This window comes from Phocaeicola sp. HCN-40430 (assembly GCF_037890285.1).
Lineage (GTDB): Bacteria > Bacteroidota > Bacteroidia > Bacteroidales > Bacteroidaceae > Phocaeicola > Phocaeicola acetigenes.
Window position 1 is genome coordinate 30,676 of sequence record NZ_JBBKBS010000016.1, and the last position, 18,533, is coordinate 49,208.

The following is an 18,533-nucleotide window of genomic DNA, read 5'->3' on the forward strand; positions in this document are numbered from 1 at the left end:
CAGGTCAGATAGCAATGGTACAGTTAATGCAACGCTTGTTGTGGTTTGTGGGATTGGTACTACTTCAGGTACTGGTTCTTAATCATATCCATATTTATGAGTATGCAACCCCCTTGTTTTATATTTATTTTATACTCAGTTTGGATGTAAATGTGTCTCGAAAATCATTGCTATGTTGGGCTTTTTTTCTTGGATTGGCTATCGATCTTTTTTGTAATACCCCGGGGATGAATGCGGCTGCAGCTACTTTTCTTGCTTTTGTACGTCACCCTCTTTTGCGTATACAAACGGTACGCGATATTCCGGAAGAAGCTGTCCCTGATATGCGTCAGCTAGGGTTTTTACCTTATTTAAGATACGTGTTGACCTGTACGTTTCTTTATGTATTTATTTTACATCTTCTTGATACCTTTTCATTATTCAGTTGGAAGCTGTTCCTGTTGAAAGTGGTATCCGATGTGATTATGACTGTCTTGTTTATTTTATGTGTTAATTATATATCGGGAAAGAAGTGAAAAGAGATTATAATCTGGAACGGAGAAAATACGTGATAGGTGGTGCGGTGCTTGTCGTAGCACTGCTTTTTATTGTGCGTCTGTTCGTATTGCAGATTATGAGCGATGATTATAAGAAACATGCAGACAGCAATGCCTTTCTGAAAAAAGTGCAATATCCCAGTCGGGGGGTGATATACGACCGTACTGATAAACTGTTGGTTTATAACCAGCCGGCTTATGATATTATGGTAGTAATGAAAGAAATCACTTCTTTAGACACATTAGACCTTTGTCGTACATTACAAATTACACCGGATTTTTTGAGGAAACGTTTTCGTGACCTGAAAAACAGAAAGCTTAATCCGGGATATTCTCCTTATACAAATCAGGTTTTTTTATCCCAGTTGTCTGCCGAGGAATGTGGCGTTTTTCAAGAGAAACAATTTAAGTTTCCGGGCTTTTATATACAGCGAAGGACGATACGCCAGTATAATTATAATGCGGGAGCACACATTTTGGGTGATATCGGAGAAGTTTCCAAATCGGAAATGGAAGCAGATGAATATTATGCTCCGGGAGATTTTATCGGTAAATTAGGAGTAGAGAGCTTTTACGAAAAGCAATTGCGGGGGGAAAAGGGAGTAGAAGTTCTGTTACGTGATGCTCGTGGCCGTATTCAGGGAAACTATATGGATGGGGCTTTCGATAAAGCATCTGTTCCTGGAAAGAATCTGACATTAAGTTTGGATATCGAACTGCAAATGTTGGGGGAACGCTTGCTGGAAGGAAAGATTGGCAGTATTGTAGCTATAGAGCCTTCTACTGGTGAAGTTTTATGTCTGGTTTCTTCTCCTACCTACGATCCTCGTCTGATGGTGGGACGTAACCGAGGAAAAAATCATCTGGAAATGGCGCGAAATCCATGGAAACCTTTGCTGAATCGTGCTATTATGGGGACTTATCCTCCGGGCTCTACTTTCAAGACTACTCAGGCACTGACTTTTCTCCAGGAAGGAATCATTACGACAGGTACTTCTTATTCTTGTGTAGGTGGCTTTTCGTATAGAGGTCTGCACGTAGGTTGTCATGGGCATCCTTCTCCACTGTCGCTGGTTCCTGCTATTGCTACTTCGTGTAACGGATTTTTTTGTTGGGGATTGTACTATATGATAGGGGCACGCCAAAAATATGGTTCTGTGCAGAAAGCGATGAATACATGGCGTGATTATATGGTTTCAATGGGATTCGGATATACATTGGGCATTGATCTTCCGGGAGAGAAACGCGGTATGATTCCTAATGCGGGTTATTATGACAAGGCTTATCGAGGATCATGGAATGGACTGACCATTATTAGTATTGCTATCGGACAGGGAGAGGTTACTGCAACACCTTTGCAGATTGCTAACCTGGGAGCTACCATTGCTAATCGGGGTTATTTTATTACCCCTCATGTGGTAAAACAGATAGAAGGAGAGTCTCTTGCTCCAGAATATAAGGAAAAGCGATATACCATGGTAGATAAGGTGCATTACGATGAGGTAGTTGAAGGAATGCGAAATGCAGTATTGGGTGGAACTTGTCGGGCTGCGAATCTTCCGGATATAGAAGTTTGTGGTAAGACCGGTACTGCACAGAACCATGGAAGAGACCACTCTGCCTTTATGGGGTTTGCTCCGATGAACAATCCGAAAATAGCCATTGCCGTGTATGTTGAAAATGGAGGATGGGGAGCTACTTATGGAGTTCCTATCGGAAAACTGATGATTGAGAAATATTTAAAAGGAAAGCTGTCACCGGAAGATGAGGTGTTGGCTACAGATATTCAACAGCGAAGAATAGATTATGGTATACACGAGAGATAGTATCTGGAAAACAGTAGACTGGTGGACAATTGGACTTTATCTGATTCTTGTCTTATGTGGATGGTTGAGTGTGTGTGGAGCCAGTTATGATTATGGAGAGCCTAACTTTTTTGACTTTACGACACGTGCCGGCAAACAGTTGATGTGGATTGGCTGTTCGTTGGGGCTTGGCTTTGTTCTTCTGATGCTGGATGCTCGTTTTTACGATACGTATGCTTATTTATTTTATGGTATTCTGCTGCTGTTGCTCTTCGGTACTATTTTCAATCCTCATGAGATCAAAGGCTCCAGGTCGTGGATTGTATTGGGACCTGTCAGTTTGCAGCCTGCTGAATTTGCAAAGTTTACGACGGCCTTGGCATTGGCCAAGTTTATGGGCGAATATACTTTTTCAATTGAGCGTACTAAGCATATGCTGATATGCTTGGGTATGATATTTGTTCCGATGATCTTGATTATTCTTCAGCGGGAAACAGGCTCTGCATTGGTCTATTTTGCCTTCTTTTTGGTTTTGTATCGTGAAGGAATGACGGGTTCTGTACTATTTGCAGGAGTTTGTGCTGTCATTTATTTTATTGTAGGAATACGATTTAACGCAGTGATGATGCCGGATGAATGTACGTCGTGGGGAGCCTTTTCGGTATTTAGCTTGATAATCTTATTTTCTGCTCTATTGGTTAAGGCTTATTGCCGTAATCAGAAAGCGGTAAATATAATTCTACTTTATGGAGGGGGAACAGTGTTTCTGGGACTTCTTTTTTCTCTGTATGTCATTCCATTCGATGTGGCTTGGTTGCAGGGTGTTGTTTGTGTGGCTTTAGTGGGTTATTTACTGTATCTCTTTTTGCGTGAACGATTTGCCAACTATCTGTATGTTATGTTGTTCTCTATTTGCTCGATAGGTTTCTTCTTCTCGGCTGATTATGTGTTCAATAATGTACTGGAGCCGCACCAGCAGATTCGTATTGAAGTTCTGTTAGGGATGGAAGATGATCCTACCGGAGCCGGATATAATGTAAACCAAAGTAAGATTGCGATTGGTTCTGGAGGATTTGCTGGCAAAGGTTTTCTGAATGGAACTCAGACAAAACTTAAGTATGTACCGGAGCAGGATACAGACTTTATCTTTTGTACTGTAGGTGAGGAACAAGGATTTTTGGGCTCGTCTGCTGTTATTCTTCTGTTTGTTATTTTAATTTGTCGTCTCATTATGTTGGCAGAGCGGCAGACTTCCCGGTTTGGGCGTATCTATGGATATTCAGTATTGAGTATTTTCTTTTTCCATCTGTTCGTCAATATCGGTATGGTGCTTGGATTGACACCTGTAATTGGTATTCCGCTTCCTTTCTTCAGTTATGGAGGTTCTTCTTTATGGGGATTTACAATCTTACTTTTTGTTTTCCTCCGTATTGACGCGGCTCGGGAGCGATAAACGGATTCCCATATCATGAATACCTGTCAGTATCGAGTCGCTCATCAAGTGGATAATATATAGAGTACTGTCTTGAGAAGATAGATTCAGATTTCCTTTATCAAAATTGCACTGATATAAACGTCCGGTGGTATTGCTGGTCCAACGTCCTTTCTGGTCGGTCAGATATAAATGAAATGTATCTTTTTTTGCTGGATTTTCCTTGCATCCTACTTCAACCCATATATCCTTGTATGGATATAATTCTGTATGTCGTATACAGATATTTAGCTTGAAGTTGTTTGGAAGAATATCGGTAGGTAAAGCATAATATAGTGTATCCTTACTCAGCCAACCCTTTTCGGTGGTTGGCTGGTAAGTATGATAAACCGTACTGTTTCTACATCCTGTGATACCGAACAGTACAGAGAAGAGGCAGAATATCCATTTATTCTTCATGACTTGTATTGCCTTGCTCAGAGGCTCCTGTTGTATTTTGTCCGGAATTGTTTTTTTCCTTGTTTTGATTGCGGTTATTGTTTTTCGGGCGCCGGTTATTACGGTTGCGGTTATTGCGGGCTGGACGTTGTGTCTTTTCTTCTGTACTTTCACCTGCAGTTTCCTGTTTTTCTGTCGCTTTTATTGCCGCATCATCCTTGTTTTTATTGTTTTTGGGTTGTGGAGGACGATTCTTTTCTTTTGGCTGATTATCCCGTGTGCGGTTTTCTTTAGGTTTATCTGTCTGCGCTTCTTTTACTGGCTGAGTTGCAGGTTTATTACCGCTTTTTTCTATAGGAGCAGCTTCAGCTTTCTTTTTCTTTTTGTTTTTGCTGTTTTTACTCTTGTCAAAACGGGTCAGACTTTCCTGTTCAAGCAAATCTTTTGGACGAGCATTGTCCTGTCTGAAAATATCTTCCAGCTTTTCTGGTTTTTCACCACGGCGATTCATATTGATGATTTCGAAAGCCCTTTTGGCTGTAATGGTGGCTTCATTGGCAAGGAAACTCTTGTCGGTAGAGTAGGTGATGGTTCCTTTCAGGATGTCTGCCTTAAAATAATAATATGTGCCATTCATAGTTTCCAGTGTCAGTTCTTTGCTTGGTAAACGTTTCTGGCATTCTACGTAGGCGTCTACTTCGTAATTCAGGCAACACTTCAGTTTTGCGCATTGGCCAGCCAGCTTTTGTGGATTCAGTGAAATATCTTGATAACGAGCCGCACTGGTAGACACTGACACAAAGTTTGTCATCCAAGTTGCACAGCACAATTCACGTCCGCAGGGACCGATACCTCCAATTCGTCCGGCTTCCTGTCGGGCACCGATTTGTTTCATTTCGATACGCACACGGAACGCTTCTGCCAGGACCTTAATCAGCTGACGGAAGTCTACACGTTCATCTGCAATGTAATAGAAGATAGCCTTGTTACCGTCTCCCTGATACTCCACATCACCAATTTTCATTTGCAAGCCCAAGTCGGCTGCAATCTGACGTGAACGAATCATGGTATTATGTTCGCGCGATTTGGCTTCTTCGTACTTTTCCATATCTACCGGTTTTGCCTTTCGGTATACGCGGCGAATTTCTGCATCCGGTTTGATATTAGCCTTCTTCATCTGTAGAGGAACCAGTCGGCCCGTCAGTGTTACGGTACCGATATCATGTCCCGGACTGGCTTCTACTGCTACAATATCACCTTTTTCCAATGGCAGGCGATTGCTGTTTTTAAAGTATCCCTTTCGGGTATTTTTGAATTGTACCTCAACCATATCCTGTTCTTCGGCATTTCCGGGTATATCTGCCAGCCAGTCGTAAGTGTTGAGTTTGTTATCTTGTCGTCCGCAGCCTTTGCAACACAAGGAGCCGCTTCCGTTTTTTAGTAAGAATTTGCTCATAGTTTATATATTTTAATGCCGATATGGTCGGCTTTCTGTCTATAATTTGTTTTCAGCCTTTCAGTAATACAATCATTTTCAGTGCAAAATCAAAAAATACTATTTTTGCGTTTACATTCTGTTCGATGTGTGTTTGAGCCTCTGCCAGTTCTTCCATAATGCCAATCACATTTCGCTCGTTGACAAAGGGAGAAAAACGTACGGCAAACTGCTGTTCTTCCTGCGTCATGTAATTCATATCCGGAAGATGGAAGTTGTAGATAAAGTTTTCCCGTATCATGCGTTGGCAGTAAAAAAGAAAGTTTTTCTGTCTTTCCCTTCCCATAGATGCTACTTGCTCGCTCCATTGTTTCATCTCTACAATACGCCGTGCATATGAGGAGCGCATGAGTCTGATAAACAAATCGAAGAACACCTTGTGCTCTTCGCTCAGGTGGATGGCTTCTAGTGCCTGTCGCATGCTACCGGAAGCCTGGTGAGCTATTTCACGTGCATCATCGGGCTGAATTCTATATCGCTCTTCCAAAGCCTGAGCGATTTCGTGTTCAGACAGTGGAGGCAGATTGATGCGTTGTGTACGGCTTCGAATCGTAGGAAGCAATAATTCCGGTTCTTCGCTTACCAAGAGAAAAACGGTGCCTGCGGGTGGTTCTTCCAGTAATTTCAGTAGTTTGTTACTGCATTCGGCATTCATTTTTTCGGGAAGCCAGATAAGCATCACCTTAAATTGTCCCTGACTGGCCTTTAGTGCCAACTTCCGTTGTATTTCGTCGCTTTCGCGTACAAAAATTTGTGCCTGTTGATTGCTTGCTCCCATTTTTTCCAACCAGTCGGGAAGACCGAAGTAAGGAGAATGTAAGATAATTTCCCTCCATGCAGGCAGGAAGTCATTGCATACACTATCTTTTCCGGCTTTTTGCTTGACGATGGGGAAAGCAAAATGTATGTCGGGATGAATCAGTTTATTCATTTTTACACATGAAGGACATACTCCGCAGGCATCATGTTCGTTAGGAGATTCACAACACAAGTATCGGGCATAGGCAAGAGCAAGAGGCAGTTTCCCGCTCCCTTGTCGTCCGCACAACAGAAGGGCATGAGCCACTTTTTTATGTTGTACTGATTCTATTAATTGTCTTTTGACCTGTTCTTGTCCTGTTACGTCCTTAAAAAACATGAGCTATATTAATATATTTGTGCTGCTACCTGGCGTACGCTGTCAGTAGCACCTACTGTGTAGAAATGAATACTGGGTACTCCGTGTGCAATCAATTCTTTGCATTGGTTGATGCACCATTCTATACCCAAAGCTTTGGCTTGTTCGTCAGTCTGGCATTTCAATGCTTCTTGTGCCAGTTCTTGAGGAAGATCTACCTTGAAGGTCTTGGGTACAACCGTAAGCTGAGACAGCTTGGAAAATGGTTTGATACCCGGAATAATAGGAATCTGAATGCCTTCCTTACGAACTCGTTCTACAAAGTCGAAATATTTCTGATTATCATAAAACAATTGGGTAACAGCATATTCTGCCCCAGCTTCTACTTTCTTTTTTAACCAGTAGATATCCTGATCGATGTTAGGGGCTTCTTCATGTTTTTCCGGATAACAGGCTACTCCATAGCTGAATTTGTGTACCGGTGCTTTAATAGGAGAACCGTCCACGAATACTCCTTGGTTAAAATCGTTGATTTGCTGTTGAAGCTCCAATGCATGTGAGTATCCTCCTGGTTCGGGTACGAATACGTTTTCATGTTTGGCTTTATCGCCACGGAGTATCAGCAGGTCGGTAATGCCAAGAAACTGCAGATCGAGCAGTACATATTCAGTATCTTCACGAGAGAAGCCACTACACAATATATGGGGTACTACTGTAATACCGTAGCGGTTTTGGATAGCAGCAGCTACTGCTACTGTTCCCGGGCGACGGCGAATACGTTTACGTTGATACAATCCATCTCCCAATTCTTGATAGATATATTCACTTCGGTGAGTAGTAATGTTGATATATTTAGGGTCAAACTCGCGTAATGCATCAATGGTTTGATATAGTTTTTCTATTCCTGTTCCTTTTAAAGGGGGCAGTACTTCGAAAGAAAATGCTGTTTTTTCTGTTGATTTTATTAAATCTATAACTCTCATTCTATCATCTTTGTGCCTGTTAAGGCTAATATAACATAGTAGGCAAAAATAAGAAAAATATTATATTTATAGGGGATATGTCAGCTAAAAAATGCGGACTGTAAAGAATAAGCAGACCTTCAGCTGCTTGTGGATGATACTCTTTGGCTACAGAATGAGAGTTGTGTAATTATTTATATAGCGATTCTGTAGTTTTCATGCGGGAGATAAGGACTTTGTTATATCCGGCTTAAGCCTAAAGGGTGACATCGAAAGACGTGTCCGGGTTTATAAAAGAAAACATACAGGCAGAAAGCCGAGGTATTCGGTCTTTCTGTCTGTATGTTTTTAGAAGATTATATTGAACTTAAAGTACAGGAGTAAACAGATGGGCAAACCATCCTGTGAACCGTTTCCATGTACTGCGTTTCTTGTATTCCTCTTTTGTCAATATTGTGCTATTCAACTTGTCTTTTTTGAATAGCTGATTCAGCTCATCTGTGATATTAAGGTCGAAAATGAATGCATTGATTTCATAGTCGTATCGCAGACTCCGACTGTTCAGGTTTGTGCTACCTACTGTGCAGAAGCGGTCGTCTACGGTCATGACTTTGGAATGATGGAATCCTCCGTTATATACATAGATGTGTGCTCCTTTTTTTCGCAGTTTATTAGCAATGTAGAAGGCTGCATCTGGGGTGAATGGAATATCCGATTTCCCCGGAATCATAATTTCGACCCGTACTCCCCGTTCAACAGCTCGTTTGATAGCTTTCCGGATGCTTCTTGTTGGAGTAAAGTAGGGGTTGATAATTTGAATTTTATATTGAGCTGCATCAATTGCTGCAATGTAAGCATGGCGTATAGCTTTAGGAGCCTTCTTGGGTATACGCTGTACAATAGCCACTTGCCCGCCTGCATGAGCCGGTGGAAGAATCAGTGAGTCGCGTGTGTAAGGGAAAAATTCACTTCCTTCAATATGCTCTTTGGTTTCTTTGTTCCAAGTTGTAAGAAATGCCTTTTGTAGCTCTTCGGCTGCAGGACCTTTTATATAGACATGCATGTCTCTCCATGCTCCGATTTTAGGAAGACCGTTGATATAATAATCGGCAATATTCATACCTCCCGTATATCCGGCTATACCGTCTATTACTACAATTTTCTGATGATCACGGCTGCCTATATGGTTGAGATAGGGAAAACGGATTGGATCGAATGTAACGATTTCTACCCCTTGCTCACGTAACATTTGCAGGTGCTTTTTGCGGAGCGGACGATTGTTTGACATGTTGCCGAACGCGTCGAACATGGCTCTGATTTCTACCCCTTCTTTGGCTTTGTGTACAAGATGGGTGAAAAGTTCTTTAGCTATGGAGTCATTGCGGAAGTTGAAGTATTCCAGATGAATATGATCTTTTGCCTTGTCTATTTCCTTGAACAGATGATTGAATTTGGCCTTTCCACTAGTTAGTAAAGTCAGTTCGTTGTTGGCTGTAATAGGAATATTTTGTTTGTGAAGATACCGGGCAAATATTGAATCGGACGAAAGAATATCGGATTCGTACCGGTTGGTGAATGTTTGTTGGGCCTGTAAAGAAAAAGGAATGTTTGTTAGGATAAACAGAAAACTAAGAATATACGTAGTATGCTTGCTTTTTATATTCATGTAGCAAAAATTATTTATGGGTGGCAAATTTATTGATTATTATTCAAAGCACATAATTCTTTTTTAGAGTTTTCTCCGAATACGTTGTTTTGACTGTATTTTCAGATAAATAGACAGTCTGAAGCGTAAAAATGTTTTTTTATCATCAACTTTTTTTATATTCGTGTCCGATTATAAACTATAAATGTTTTGATGATGGATAAAATAAAGGCCGTATTCAATTGGAGTGGAGGAAAAGATTCAGCTCATGCTTTATGGAAAATAATTCAGACGGGAGAATATGAAGTAGTAGCTTTGCTTACTACTGTAAATCGTGATACACATCGTTCTACTATGCATGGTATTCCTTTGTCTCTACTTGAAAAACAGGCGGAAAGTATAGGTTTTCCTTTGTATATAGTCGATTTGACTCCTCAAGGAGGAATGGAAGATTATTCTTCGGCTATGGAAAATGTCGTAAAGCACTTTAAAAAAGAGGGGGTTACACATTTTATTTTTGGTGATATATTTTTGCGGGATGTGCGTGTTTATAGAGAACAACAACTTTCTCCTTATGGTATTGAAGTGGTAGAACCGCTTTGGGGAAAAACTTCGAAAGAGATAATGGATGACTTTCTGTCTTCAGGCTTGAAAACTGTTGTTGTTACCACTATGGCAGACGGGTTGGGGGAAGCGGCTATAGGAAAACTGATTGACCGTTGTTTTGTAGATTCTTTACCGGATTATGTAGATCCGAATGGAGAAAATGGGGAGTATCATACTTTTTGTTATGATGGTCCGATATATCGCTGGCCTGTACCATTTCGGTTAGGAAGACCTTTTTCTGAAAGTTATGATATTCGGATGGAAGATGGCAGTATACGAAAATTTACGTACTGGTTTGCCGATTTGGAATGTAAAGATATATAAATAAGAAAAGAGTTACTGGAAAGTAACTCTTTTTTTTTGAGTGATCCGCCTGGGGCTCGAACCCAGGACCCCAACATTAAAAGTGTTGTGCTCTACCTGCTGAGCTAGCGAATCAGACCTCTGTTGCATTCATTTCCTGATTGCGAGTGCAAAGGTATGAGGTTTTTCTGAAACCACCAAATATTATGGCAAAAAAATATATCTTTTTTATAACTTTTTTTCTTTATCGCTGAAAATGAGAGCCTAATAAGTTTAAAGAAGTATTAAGAATATCTTTAATAATAGTCAAAAGAATCTGACAGATTTGTCAGGTTCTGTTTTTTCGGTATATTTGGCAATATATTTGTAGAAGATAGAGCAGATATTAATTTAAAGAAAAAGTATTATATGTATTGGATTTTATTTATTGGTATTGCCATCATTAGTTATATTGTACAAGCTAGTCTGCAAAGTAAGTTTGAGAAATATTCCCGTCTTGCTTTGGATAATGGAATGACAGGAAGAGAGGTGGCAGAAAAAATGTTGCGCGACAATGGTATTTACGATGTAACGGTGATAAGCACTCCCGGTATGCTGACAGACCATTATAACCCTACAAATAAAACTGTAAATTTAAGTGAAGGAGTTTATAATACCTGTAGTGTAGCAGCTGCAGCTGTTGCAGCCCATGAGTGTGGACATGCCGTACAGCATGCACGTGCCTATGCTCCTTTGCAGATGCGTTCGGCTTTAGTTCCGGTAGTACAGTTTTCTTCTTCTATTATGTCGTGGGTGTTGCTGGCCGGTATTTTTATGGTCAACACTTTCCCTCAGCTGCTTTTAATCGGTATCTGTCTGTTTGCCATGACTACATTGTTCAGTTTCATTACATTACCTGTAGAAATTGATGCGAGTCGTAGAGCTTTGGCTTGGTTGAGTAGTGCTGGAGTGACGAATGCTTATAATCATACTCAGGCTCAGGATGCTTTGAAATCGGCTGCATATACTTATGTAGTGGCTGCGTTGAGTTCTTTGGCTACTTTAGTATATTATATCATGATTTTTACAAATCGTAGAGAGTAATAACTCATTTGTCGATTAAAGAATATAGAAAACCAACTGTTTACTTGATAAGCGGTTGGTTTTTTTATTCTTTTCATGTAATTTTGTGCATTGAACTTAAAGATTGATTTGTATTATGGCAACAAAACCGGGTATTCCTAAAGGAACAAGAGACTTTTCGCCTGTAGAGATGGCGAAACGCAACTATATATTCAATACGATTCGTGAAGTTTTTTATTTGTATGGATTTCAGCAGATTGAAACTCCTTCAATGGAAAACTTATCTACATTGATGGGTAAGTATGGTGAAGAAGGAGATAAACTGTTGTTTAAAATACAAAATTCGGGTGACTACTTCTCGGGTTTGACTGATGAAGAATTGTTGAGCCGCAATGCGGTGAAGCTTGCAAGCAAGTTTTGTGAAAAAGGATTACGATACGATTTGACTGTTCCTTTTGCCCGTTATGTGGTGATGCACCGTGATGAAATCAGTTTCCCTTTCAAGCGTTTTCAGATACAGCCTGTATGGCGTGCAGACCGTCCTCAGAAAGGACGTTACCGTGAATTTTATCAGTGCGATGCCGATGTAGTAGGCAGTAACTCGCTGCTGAACGAAGTAGAACTGGTACAGATGATTGATGCAGTATTCGGCAAGTTTGGCATTCGCGTATCTATCAAGATTAATAACCGTAAGATCCTGACTGGTATTGCAGAAATTATCGGTGAGGCAGACAAGATTGTAGATATCACTGTAGCCATCGACAAACTGGATAAAATCGGTTTGGATAATGTCAATGCAGAACTGGCTTCAAAAGGAATTTCGCAGGAAGCTATCGACAAGTTGCAGCCAATCATTCTGTTGAGTGGCTCGAACGAAGAAAAACTGGAAACATTAAAGACCGTTTTGGCTGCCAGCGAAACAGGATTGAAGGGAGTGGAAGAGAGTGAGTTTATCTTGAAGACTGTAGCTTCGCTTGGAGTGAAGGCAGATGTGGAACTGGATTTGACATTGGCGCGTGGCTTGAACTATTATACAGGAGCTATCTTTGAAGTAAAAGCACTGGATGTTCAGATTGGAAGTATCAGCGGTGGTGGACGTTATGACAACCTGACAGGAGTATTTGGCATGGACGGAATGTCGGGAGTTGGTATTTCTTTTGGAGCAGACCGTATTTATGACGTTTTGAATCAGTTGGATTTATATCCGAAGAATTCGGTAAACGCTACTCAGTTGCTGTTTGTAAACTTTGGAGAAGCGGAAGCAGCTTATGTATTGCCTATCTTATCGAAGGTACGTGCAGCCGGAATTCGTGCAGAAGTATATCCGGACAGCACAAAAATGAAAAAGCAGATGAGCTATGCAAACAACAAAGCTATTCCGTTTGTAGCTATTGTAGGTGAAACAGAGATGAACGAAGGTAAGGTAATGCTGAAAAACATGACTACCGGAGAGCAGGCTCTTATTACTCCTGATGAACTGGTGGAAGCAATCCTTAAATCAGAATCAATATGACAAAAGAAGAACTGATGCGTAAGGCAATAGAATTGTCCGAACGCAATGTAGCTGAAGGTGGTGGTCCGTTTGGAGCTGTAATTGCACGTAATGGTGAAATTGTAGCAACAGGAGTAAACCGGGTGACTCCCGATTGCGACCCTACGGCACATGCCGAAGTGAGTGCAATTCGTGCTGCTGCAAAAAAACTGAATACGTTTGACTTGAGCGGATGTGAAATCTATACCTCATGCGAGCCTTGTCCGATGTGTTTGGGAGCTATTTATTGGGCTCATTTAGATCGTATGTATTATGGTAATAATAAGGCAGATGCTGCTGCCATAGGATTTGATGATGCTTTTATTTATGAGGAACTGGACTTGAAACCTGCCGATCGCAGGCTAAAATCGGAAGTTCTGTTGCCTGAAGAGGCTATTCGCGCCTTCCAGAGTTGGGAAGCCAAAGAAGATAAGGTAGAATATTAAAATAAAAAGGGCTGTTTTTCATTCGGAAAACAGCCTTCATCTTTTCATTTGCTTTGTTCTTTACTCTTTAATAATGTATAGCATGTAAGCTATACATTTGTAGTACTTTCTTTGGAGTACTGTGCTTAATTGTTATCCTTTTTTACTTTAATCTTTTTGTAATGCCAGTAATTTATCTGGCTCCATATCCAATTACATGGATATTGTTTTTTTGCATTTCTTCTAATCCTCTTTTAAGGATGTCTTTAATCTTCATCATAGTCTTTTTACCTCGTTTTTATGTTTTACAACACAAAAATACTGCTTTTGGGGTTATTGTAGTATGTTGTAAAGCATAAAATGAGGATAAAAGGCCGAATTCTTGATATAAATCAATTATTCGTTTGCGGACTGTTGCAAAGAGATTTCAAAAGCCGAGCTTCTTGAATTCATTTTCAAAATTGGGAGTAAAGATATTGTTTCCCAGGTTGGCCTTTATCTCTTCTATACTCCAGAATTTTCCTCCGTCCAATTCTTCGCTAGGGGAGATTGTTTCATTGTAAGTTGTCTTAAAGCAAAAAACCAACTCCTTTTCCCGGTCTGATTCGAATACATAATGAATCAGTCGTTCAGGGGTAAATTCGCTGATGCCTAACTCTTCCTGTGCTTCCCGTTTTAAGGCAATGTCTACACTTTCTCCTAAGTCGATATGTCCTCCTACTGCGGTATCCCATTTCCCGGGTTGGATATCTTTCCATTCCGGACGTTTCTGTAAATAGAGTTCTCCCTTTTCGTTGAATACATGCAAGTGTACTACAGGGTGCAGCAATTTGCTTCCGTTGTGGCATTCTCCTCGTGTGGCAGTTCCCGTGATGTTTCCCTCTTCGTCTACAATCGGGAACATTTCTTCGTTGTTGTCTATCATACTTATTGCTTATTTATTAGGCTTGTAAAGATAAAGCTTTTTCCCCACAGACGTTTACTGTAAGAGACAAAAAGGAAGAAAACTAAGTCTGTGAAACACTATCAGTTTCTTTAATAGAATAAAAATACGGTTTGTACAACAAGTCTTTGCTATGATTATTTGTAGGTATATAAATATCGGTAAAAGTTCCTTTTTATGCGTAAGAAGAGCCTTGAGCCTTGTTTTTAATAGTGAAAAAGGTTGTTAAAATTCATAATTTTTAGGTATTGTTGGTCCTTGGGGTTCGGTATACTTTTGCAGCGTAAAATAACACAAGTATTCCGTCAAGAAGATTAATATAAAATATAAAGACCAATGAAACTTAAAAATTTATTCTTAATGGCTGCTATTGCATTGGGTGCAATGGCATGTAGTAACAACAACGAACCGGATACTGAACCTGTTGTTTTGAATGGAACTTACGACGGACTTGTGTCAATGAGTGTGATGGGGAAAAATATGGGAAATTCTTTCGTTTCTTTTAAAGTAACTTCGGTGAGTGATGGAGTAGCGAAACTTACAGTACCAGAACTTGGCAGTGGACCAATGACCATAAGTTCTTTCGATATCGAGGATGTTTCGGTGGTGAAAGAAGGAAACACGTATAAAATTTCCAAAAAAGAAAATGAATCTATTGTTGTAAACGAAGTGAACTATACCGTTTCGGATGTAGAAGGAACAGTAGAAAACGGTAAAGCTGATATACATCTGAAAATTACACCGGCAGCTATGGGGATGGCTATCTCTTTAGATTTTACAACAGAATATGCCGCCGATGCAGTAGTAGGTAAATGGGCAGGAAACCTGGACATGACGGTAGAAATGGGAGGGGGTAAAACCATGGAGATGGAACCGCTTGCAATGACTCTTACTGTAGAGAAAATAGATGATAATACGGTAACGGTTACTACAGAGGAGTTTGCTGCAATGGAGAATATGACAATTCCTGCATTTACGATAGAAGATGTAGCTGCGGCAAAGGCAGGAGGAAATACAGTTACTTTGTCGAAGGATGATTTTTCAATGGTTATAGGAGGTTCTAATTATAAGTTTACCTCATTTACAGGAGAATACAGCAAAGGTGTATTTACACTTCATTTTGGGATGACACCGGATGCGATGGCTGCCATGGGTATGAAAATCTCATGCATATTTACTACCGCCACATCTGCGGAAGAAGAATGAAAAACAGATGAAAACAAGATTTCATGTAATAGTTATGCTGGGAGTGATGCTTACTTCACTCTCGGCATGTGAAGGGATATTTCACGGTGTGTACGACGAGCTGTCTGTCAATGAACTTAATGAATTTGGTTTTATAGATATAAATGATGAACAGCATTCCGGTACAATTTATATCGATGCCACCGATTATACCAAATGGATTTATATCGATTTGCATGCTCAAGCCATCGATTCTACCCGTATTGAAAACGAAAACGGAGTAGAGACACCTCTTGCTCCAGCGACTACGCTTCCGAAAGACTGGGATTTTGCCGTTCATCGTTACGATTCTAAAACGAATGGGGGAAAAGTTCTGGAAACCAATTCTACAGGTTTTGATGTCTTGATTGCTTCAGGAAGTATTCCTCAGGGAAACTATGTAGCTGATATAGAAACCACAGATAAGGTTACAATTGATATGAGTGGTATGATGGAAGGAAATATTGTATATGCCAAGTCCGACTATAACGCCGAACTGTCTAAGTGGCTGAATGTGGATAAGAGCAGTATGCCTCCGGTATATACGCTTTCTAATAAAGTTTATATTCTGAAGTTGAAAGACGGTACACATGCTGCTATCCGTCTGTCGGATTTCAAGAATGCATCGATGGTAAAGGGATTCATGAAGATAGAATACATTTACCCGTTTGATGCAGTGATAAAATAGGGAGTCGTAGGAAATAATAAGTAAAAACGAAAAATGTTATGTTGACAAAAAGAGGAATAAGTTTCTGTCTGGCTACGACTATATGTATTCTGCTGAGTCTTCCGGTCATGGCACAGCGCACCGTATCGGGTACGATACGTTCGGATGCCGATAAAGAATTACTCATCGGGGCTACAGTTACCGTGAAGGAAAATCGAAAATTAGGAGCAACTACCGACGAAAACGGGCATTATACCCTTCGTTTGCCGGATAATAAAGAATATACATTAGAGGCTGCCTATATTGGTTATGCTACGAAAGAATGTAAACTGAACGCGAGACCGAGAGGCACTGTAGACTTTGTGTTGGAGGAAGATATTATCGGTATGGAAACGGTAGTGGTGACCGGAACGCGCACTCCGCGTTTGTTGAAAGATGCTCCTATTGTAACCCGTGTGATTACTGCAGCAGACATCAGAAAGGTAGATGCAACGAATATCGGGGAGCTATTGCAGGCGCAGTTGCCGGGCATTGAGTTTTCTTATTCGATGGATCAGCAAGTGAATCTGAATTTGCAAGGGTTTGGAGGAAACTCTATCTTGTTTCTTGTAGACGGGGAACGTTTGGCTGGTGAAACATTGGATAATATAGACTACTCGCGTCTGAATCTGGATAATGTAGAGCGTATTGAGATTATCAGAGGAGCAGCTTCGTCGCTTTATGGGTCGAATGCCGTGGGAGGTGTAGTAAATCTGATTACACGCGATTCAAAAGATCCGTGGAATGTAAATCTGAACGGACGTTACGGTGCACACAATGACCAGCGTTACGGAGGAAATGTGTCGTTTAATTCCGGTAAATTCAGTAATGCAATTCATGTACAGCATACTTCGGCCGATGCCGTGGATTTGGGAGAAAATGGAGACTATACCCGAATATATGCCAGCAAGACATGGAATTTTAAGGAACAGCTGGTTTTTACCCCTGTTGATAAAATGAAACTGACAGCGAAAGCAGGCTATTTCTTTAGAGAAAGGGAAAAGACTGTTGTAGATGCCGACCGCTATCGCGATTATTCGGGAAGTTTGAAAGGAAGTTATTCTTTTAATAAGAAAAATAACCTTGAGGTATCGTATGTGTTCGATCAATACGATAAGAGTGACTTCGATGGAGTGAAGCGACTCGATATACGCGATTACAGTAATGTGCAGCATACTTTGCGTGCACTGTACAGCCATACTTTCTTTGGTAAAAATACGTTGATTGTGGGAGGTGACTATATGCGCGACTATCTGATGAGTTATCAGTTTACGAACGAAGCTGGAAGTTATGCCCAATATACGGCCGATGCTTTTGCACAGTTTGAAATTAATCCTACCGATTTTCTGAATATTACCACTTCTTTGCGATACGACTATTTTTCGGAAGCAAAGGCACAGAACTTTTCTCCTAAGTTGGGACTTATGTACAAATTAGGCAATTGTTCTCTGCGTGGTTCGTATGCGGTTGGATTCCGTGCTCCTACTTTGAAGGAGATGTATATGAATTTTGATATGGCAAGTATCTTTATGATATACGGCAACAAGAACCTGAAGTCGGAAACCAGTCAGAATTTCTCTTTGTCGGCAGAGTATATTAAAAGTCGCTACAACTTTACGGTGAGTGGTTATTACAATATTGTAGACAACCGTATCGGTACAGCTTGGGACAATTCGTTAGGTGGGATGGTTTATACCAATATCGCAAAAATAGATATTGCCGGACTCAATGTGGATGCTTCTGCCAGATATCCGTGTGGAGTGGGGATACGCCTGTCGTATGCTTATACGTACGAACATGTAAAAGATGGGGGTATTAATTCGTCCGGAACACGTCCGCATTCTGCAACGCTGAATCTGGAATACGGAAAAGACTGGAAGCATTATGGTTTCGATGTTGTGCTGAACGGGCGCGTGCTTTCTGAAACAGAAGTGAGCCAATACATCAATATGGCAAATCCTGATGCGGGAATCTATCGTACGGAGTATCCTGCTTACACGATTTGGAAACTGAATGTATCGCAACGTGTATGGAAAGGAGTAAGTGTGAATCTTACGGTAGATAATTTGCTGAACTATCGTCCGTCGTATTATTATAGCAGTACGCCAAGTACTACAGGAACCACACTTGCTGTAGGGGTATCGCTGGATGTGGACAAATTTTTTAAATGAACAGATTCAGGGATAGTCTGGTAAAATCATTTTCCGATACATCGACAATACTTCATTCTACGTCGTTGAACCGGTAATCTACGTCGTTGTATGTGTATCCGGCGTCGTTGTTTCTTCGTCCGACGACGTCGA

General features: G+C 40.6%; 16 protein-coding genes and 1 tRNA gene. 10 read left to right on the plus strand and 7 right to left on the minus strand.

The genetic code is table 11. The features are described from left to right. Positions 1 to 14 precede the first annotated feature (14 nt). The 3 genes from mreD to rodA are packed head-to-tail and all read left to right on the plus strand — an operon-like array spanning position 15 to position 3,794. On the plus strand, positions 15 to 515 hold the full coding sequence (gene mreD / locus WKU26_RS08380) for a rod shape-determining protein MreD (protein WP_340321642.1): 501 nt from the start codon (positions 15 to 17) through the stop codon (positions 513 to 515). Next, positions 512 to 2,362, plus strand: a complete 1,851-nt coding sequence (gene mrdA, locus WKU26_RS08385) for a penicillin-binding protein 2 (protein ID WP_340321643.1) — start codon at positions 512 to 514, stop codon at positions 2,360 to 2,362. Before mreD ends, mrdA begins: the two co-directional genes overlap by 4 nt. Continuing rightward, a complete protein-coding gene (rodA, locus tag WKU26_RS08390) occupies positions 2,343 to 3,794 on the plus strand; it encodes a rod shape-determining protein RodA (RefSeq protein WP_340321644.1) in 1,452 nt (483 codons plus the stop codon). The genes mrdA and rodA overlap by 20 nt, the downstream gene beginning before the upstream one ends. Here rodA and WKU26_RS08395 read toward each other — a convergent pair. The 5 genes from WKU26_RS08395 to cls all read right to left on the minus strand — a co-directional run bounded on the left by WKU26_RS08395 (position 3,750) and on the right by cls (position 9,451). Then, the gene (locus tag WKU26_RS08395) at positions 3,750 to 4,232 is read right to left on the minus strand and encodes a gliding motility lipoprotein GldH (protein ID WP_340321645.1); all 483 of its coding nucleotides are present in this window, start codon (positions 4,230 to 4,232) and stop codon (positions 3,750 to 3,752) included. The two genes, rodA and WKU26_RS08395, sit on opposite strands and share 45 nt — an antisense overlap. Then, positions 4,222 to 5,667 carry a PSP1 domain-containing protein gene (locus WKU26_RS08400; RefSeq protein ID WP_340321646.1) on the minus strand — a complete coding sequence of 482 codons (1,446 nt, stop codon included), beginning with the start codon at positions 5,665 to 5,667 and terminating at the stop codon, positions 4,222 to 4,224. Before WKU26_RS08400 ends, WKU26_RS08395 begins: the two co-directional genes overlap by 11 nt. 52 nt (positions 5,668 to 5,719) lie before the next feature. Continuing rightward, the gene (locus WKU26_RS08405; RefSeq protein WP_340321647.1) at positions 5,720 to 6,844 is read right to left on the minus strand and encodes a DNA polymerase III subunit; all 1,125 of its coding nucleotides are present in this window, start codon (positions 6,842 to 6,844) and stop codon (positions 5,720 to 5,722) included. Between the two features lie 8 nt (positions 6,845 to 6,852). Then, positions 6,853 to 7,806 carry a methylenetetrahydrofolate reductase [NAD(P)H] gene (gene metF / locus WKU26_RS08410; RefSeq protein WP_269877124.1) on the minus strand — a complete coding sequence of 318 codons (954 nt, stop codon included), beginning with the start codon at positions 7,804 to 7,806 and terminating at the stop codon, positions 6,853 to 6,855. 346 nt (positions 7,807 to 8,152) lie between these two features. After that, positions 8,153 to 9,451, minus strand: coding sequence for a cardiolipin synthase (cls, locus tag WKU26_RS08415; RefSeq protein ID WP_340321648.1), 1,299 nt, complete (start codon positions 9,449 to 9,451; stop codon positions 8,153 to 8,155). Positions 9,452 to 9,646: 195 nt separating this feature from the next. Here cls and WKU26_RS08420 point away from each other — a divergent pair, with 195 nt between their 5' ends. Beyond that, entirely contained in the window at positions 9,647 to 10,360 is a 714-nt protein-coding gene (locus WKU26_RS08420) for a Dph6-related ATP pyrophosphatase (RefSeq protein ID WP_340321666.1), read from the plus strand. 41 nt (positions 10,361 to 10,401) lie between these two features. On the opposite strand, the gene WKU26_RS08425 is transcribed toward WKU26_RS08420, so the two are convergent. Then, positions 10,402 to 10,474, minus strand: a tRNA-Lys gene (locus tag WKU26_RS08425). A 273-nt stretch (positions 10,475 to 10,747) separates the two neighbouring features. On the opposite strand from WKU26_RS08425, the gene WKU26_RS08430 reads away from it, so the two are divergent. From WKU26_RS08430 to WKU26_RS08440, 3 genes are all read left to right on the plus strand, one after another. Beyond that, positions 10,748 to 11,422 (plus strand): zinc metallopeptidase, encoded by a 675-nt coding sequence (locus WKU26_RS08430; protein WP_340321649.1) that lies wholly within the window; start codon positions 10,748 to 10,750, stop codon positions 11,420 to 11,422. A 115-nt stretch (positions 11,423 to 11,537) separates the two neighbouring features. Further along, positions 11,538 to 12,914, plus strand: coding sequence for a histidine--tRNA ligase (gene hisS / locus WKU26_RS08435; protein ID WP_340321650.1), 1,377 nt, complete (start codon positions 11,538 to 11,540; stop codon positions 12,912 to 12,914). Further along, positions 12,911 to 13,378: a nucleoside deaminase gene (locus WKU26_RS08440; protein WP_269877081.1), complete on the plus strand. Its 468-nt coding sequence runs from the start codon at positions 12,911 to 12,913 to the stop codon at positions 13,376 to 13,378. Before hisS ends, WKU26_RS08440 begins: the two co-directional genes overlap by 4 nt. A gap of 406 nt (positions 13,379 to 13,784) precedes the next feature. Here the strand turns inward: WKU26_RS08440 and WKU26_RS08445 are convergent, their stop codons facing one another. Beyond that, a complete protein-coding gene (locus WKU26_RS08445) occupies positions 13,785 to 14,282 on the minus strand; it encodes an NUDIX hydrolase (protein ID WP_340321651.1) in 498 nt (165 codons plus the stop codon). A 354-nt stretch (positions 14,283 to 14,636) separates the two neighbouring features. Here WKU26_RS08445 and WKU26_RS08450 point away from each other — a divergent pair, with 354 nt between their 5' ends. Genes WKU26_RS08450 through WKU26_RS08460 form a run of 3 tightly spaced genes read left to right on the plus strand, consistent with a single transcriptional unit; the run spans position 14,637 to position 18,401 of the window. Further along, positions 14,637 to 15,506, plus strand: coding sequence for a calycin-like domain-containing protein (locus WKU26_RS08450; protein WP_340321652.1), 870 nt, complete (start codon positions 14,637 to 14,639; stop codon positions 15,504 to 15,506). A gap of 7 nt (positions 15,507 to 15,513) precedes the next feature. Continuing rightward, the gene (locus WKU26_RS08455; RefSeq protein WP_340321653.1) at positions 15,514 to 16,212 is read left to right on the plus strand and encodes an HmuY family protein; all 699 of its coding nucleotides are present in this window, start codon (positions 15,514 to 15,516) and stop codon (positions 16,210 to 16,212) included. 38 nt (positions 16,213 to 16,250) lie between these two features. After that, on the plus strand, positions 16,251 to 18,401 hold the full coding sequence (locus tag WKU26_RS08460; RefSeq protein WP_340321654.1) for a TonB-dependent receptor: 2,151 nt from the start codon (positions 16,251 to 16,253) through the stop codon (positions 18,399 to 18,401). Positions 18,402 to 18,533 lie beyond the last annotated feature (132 nt).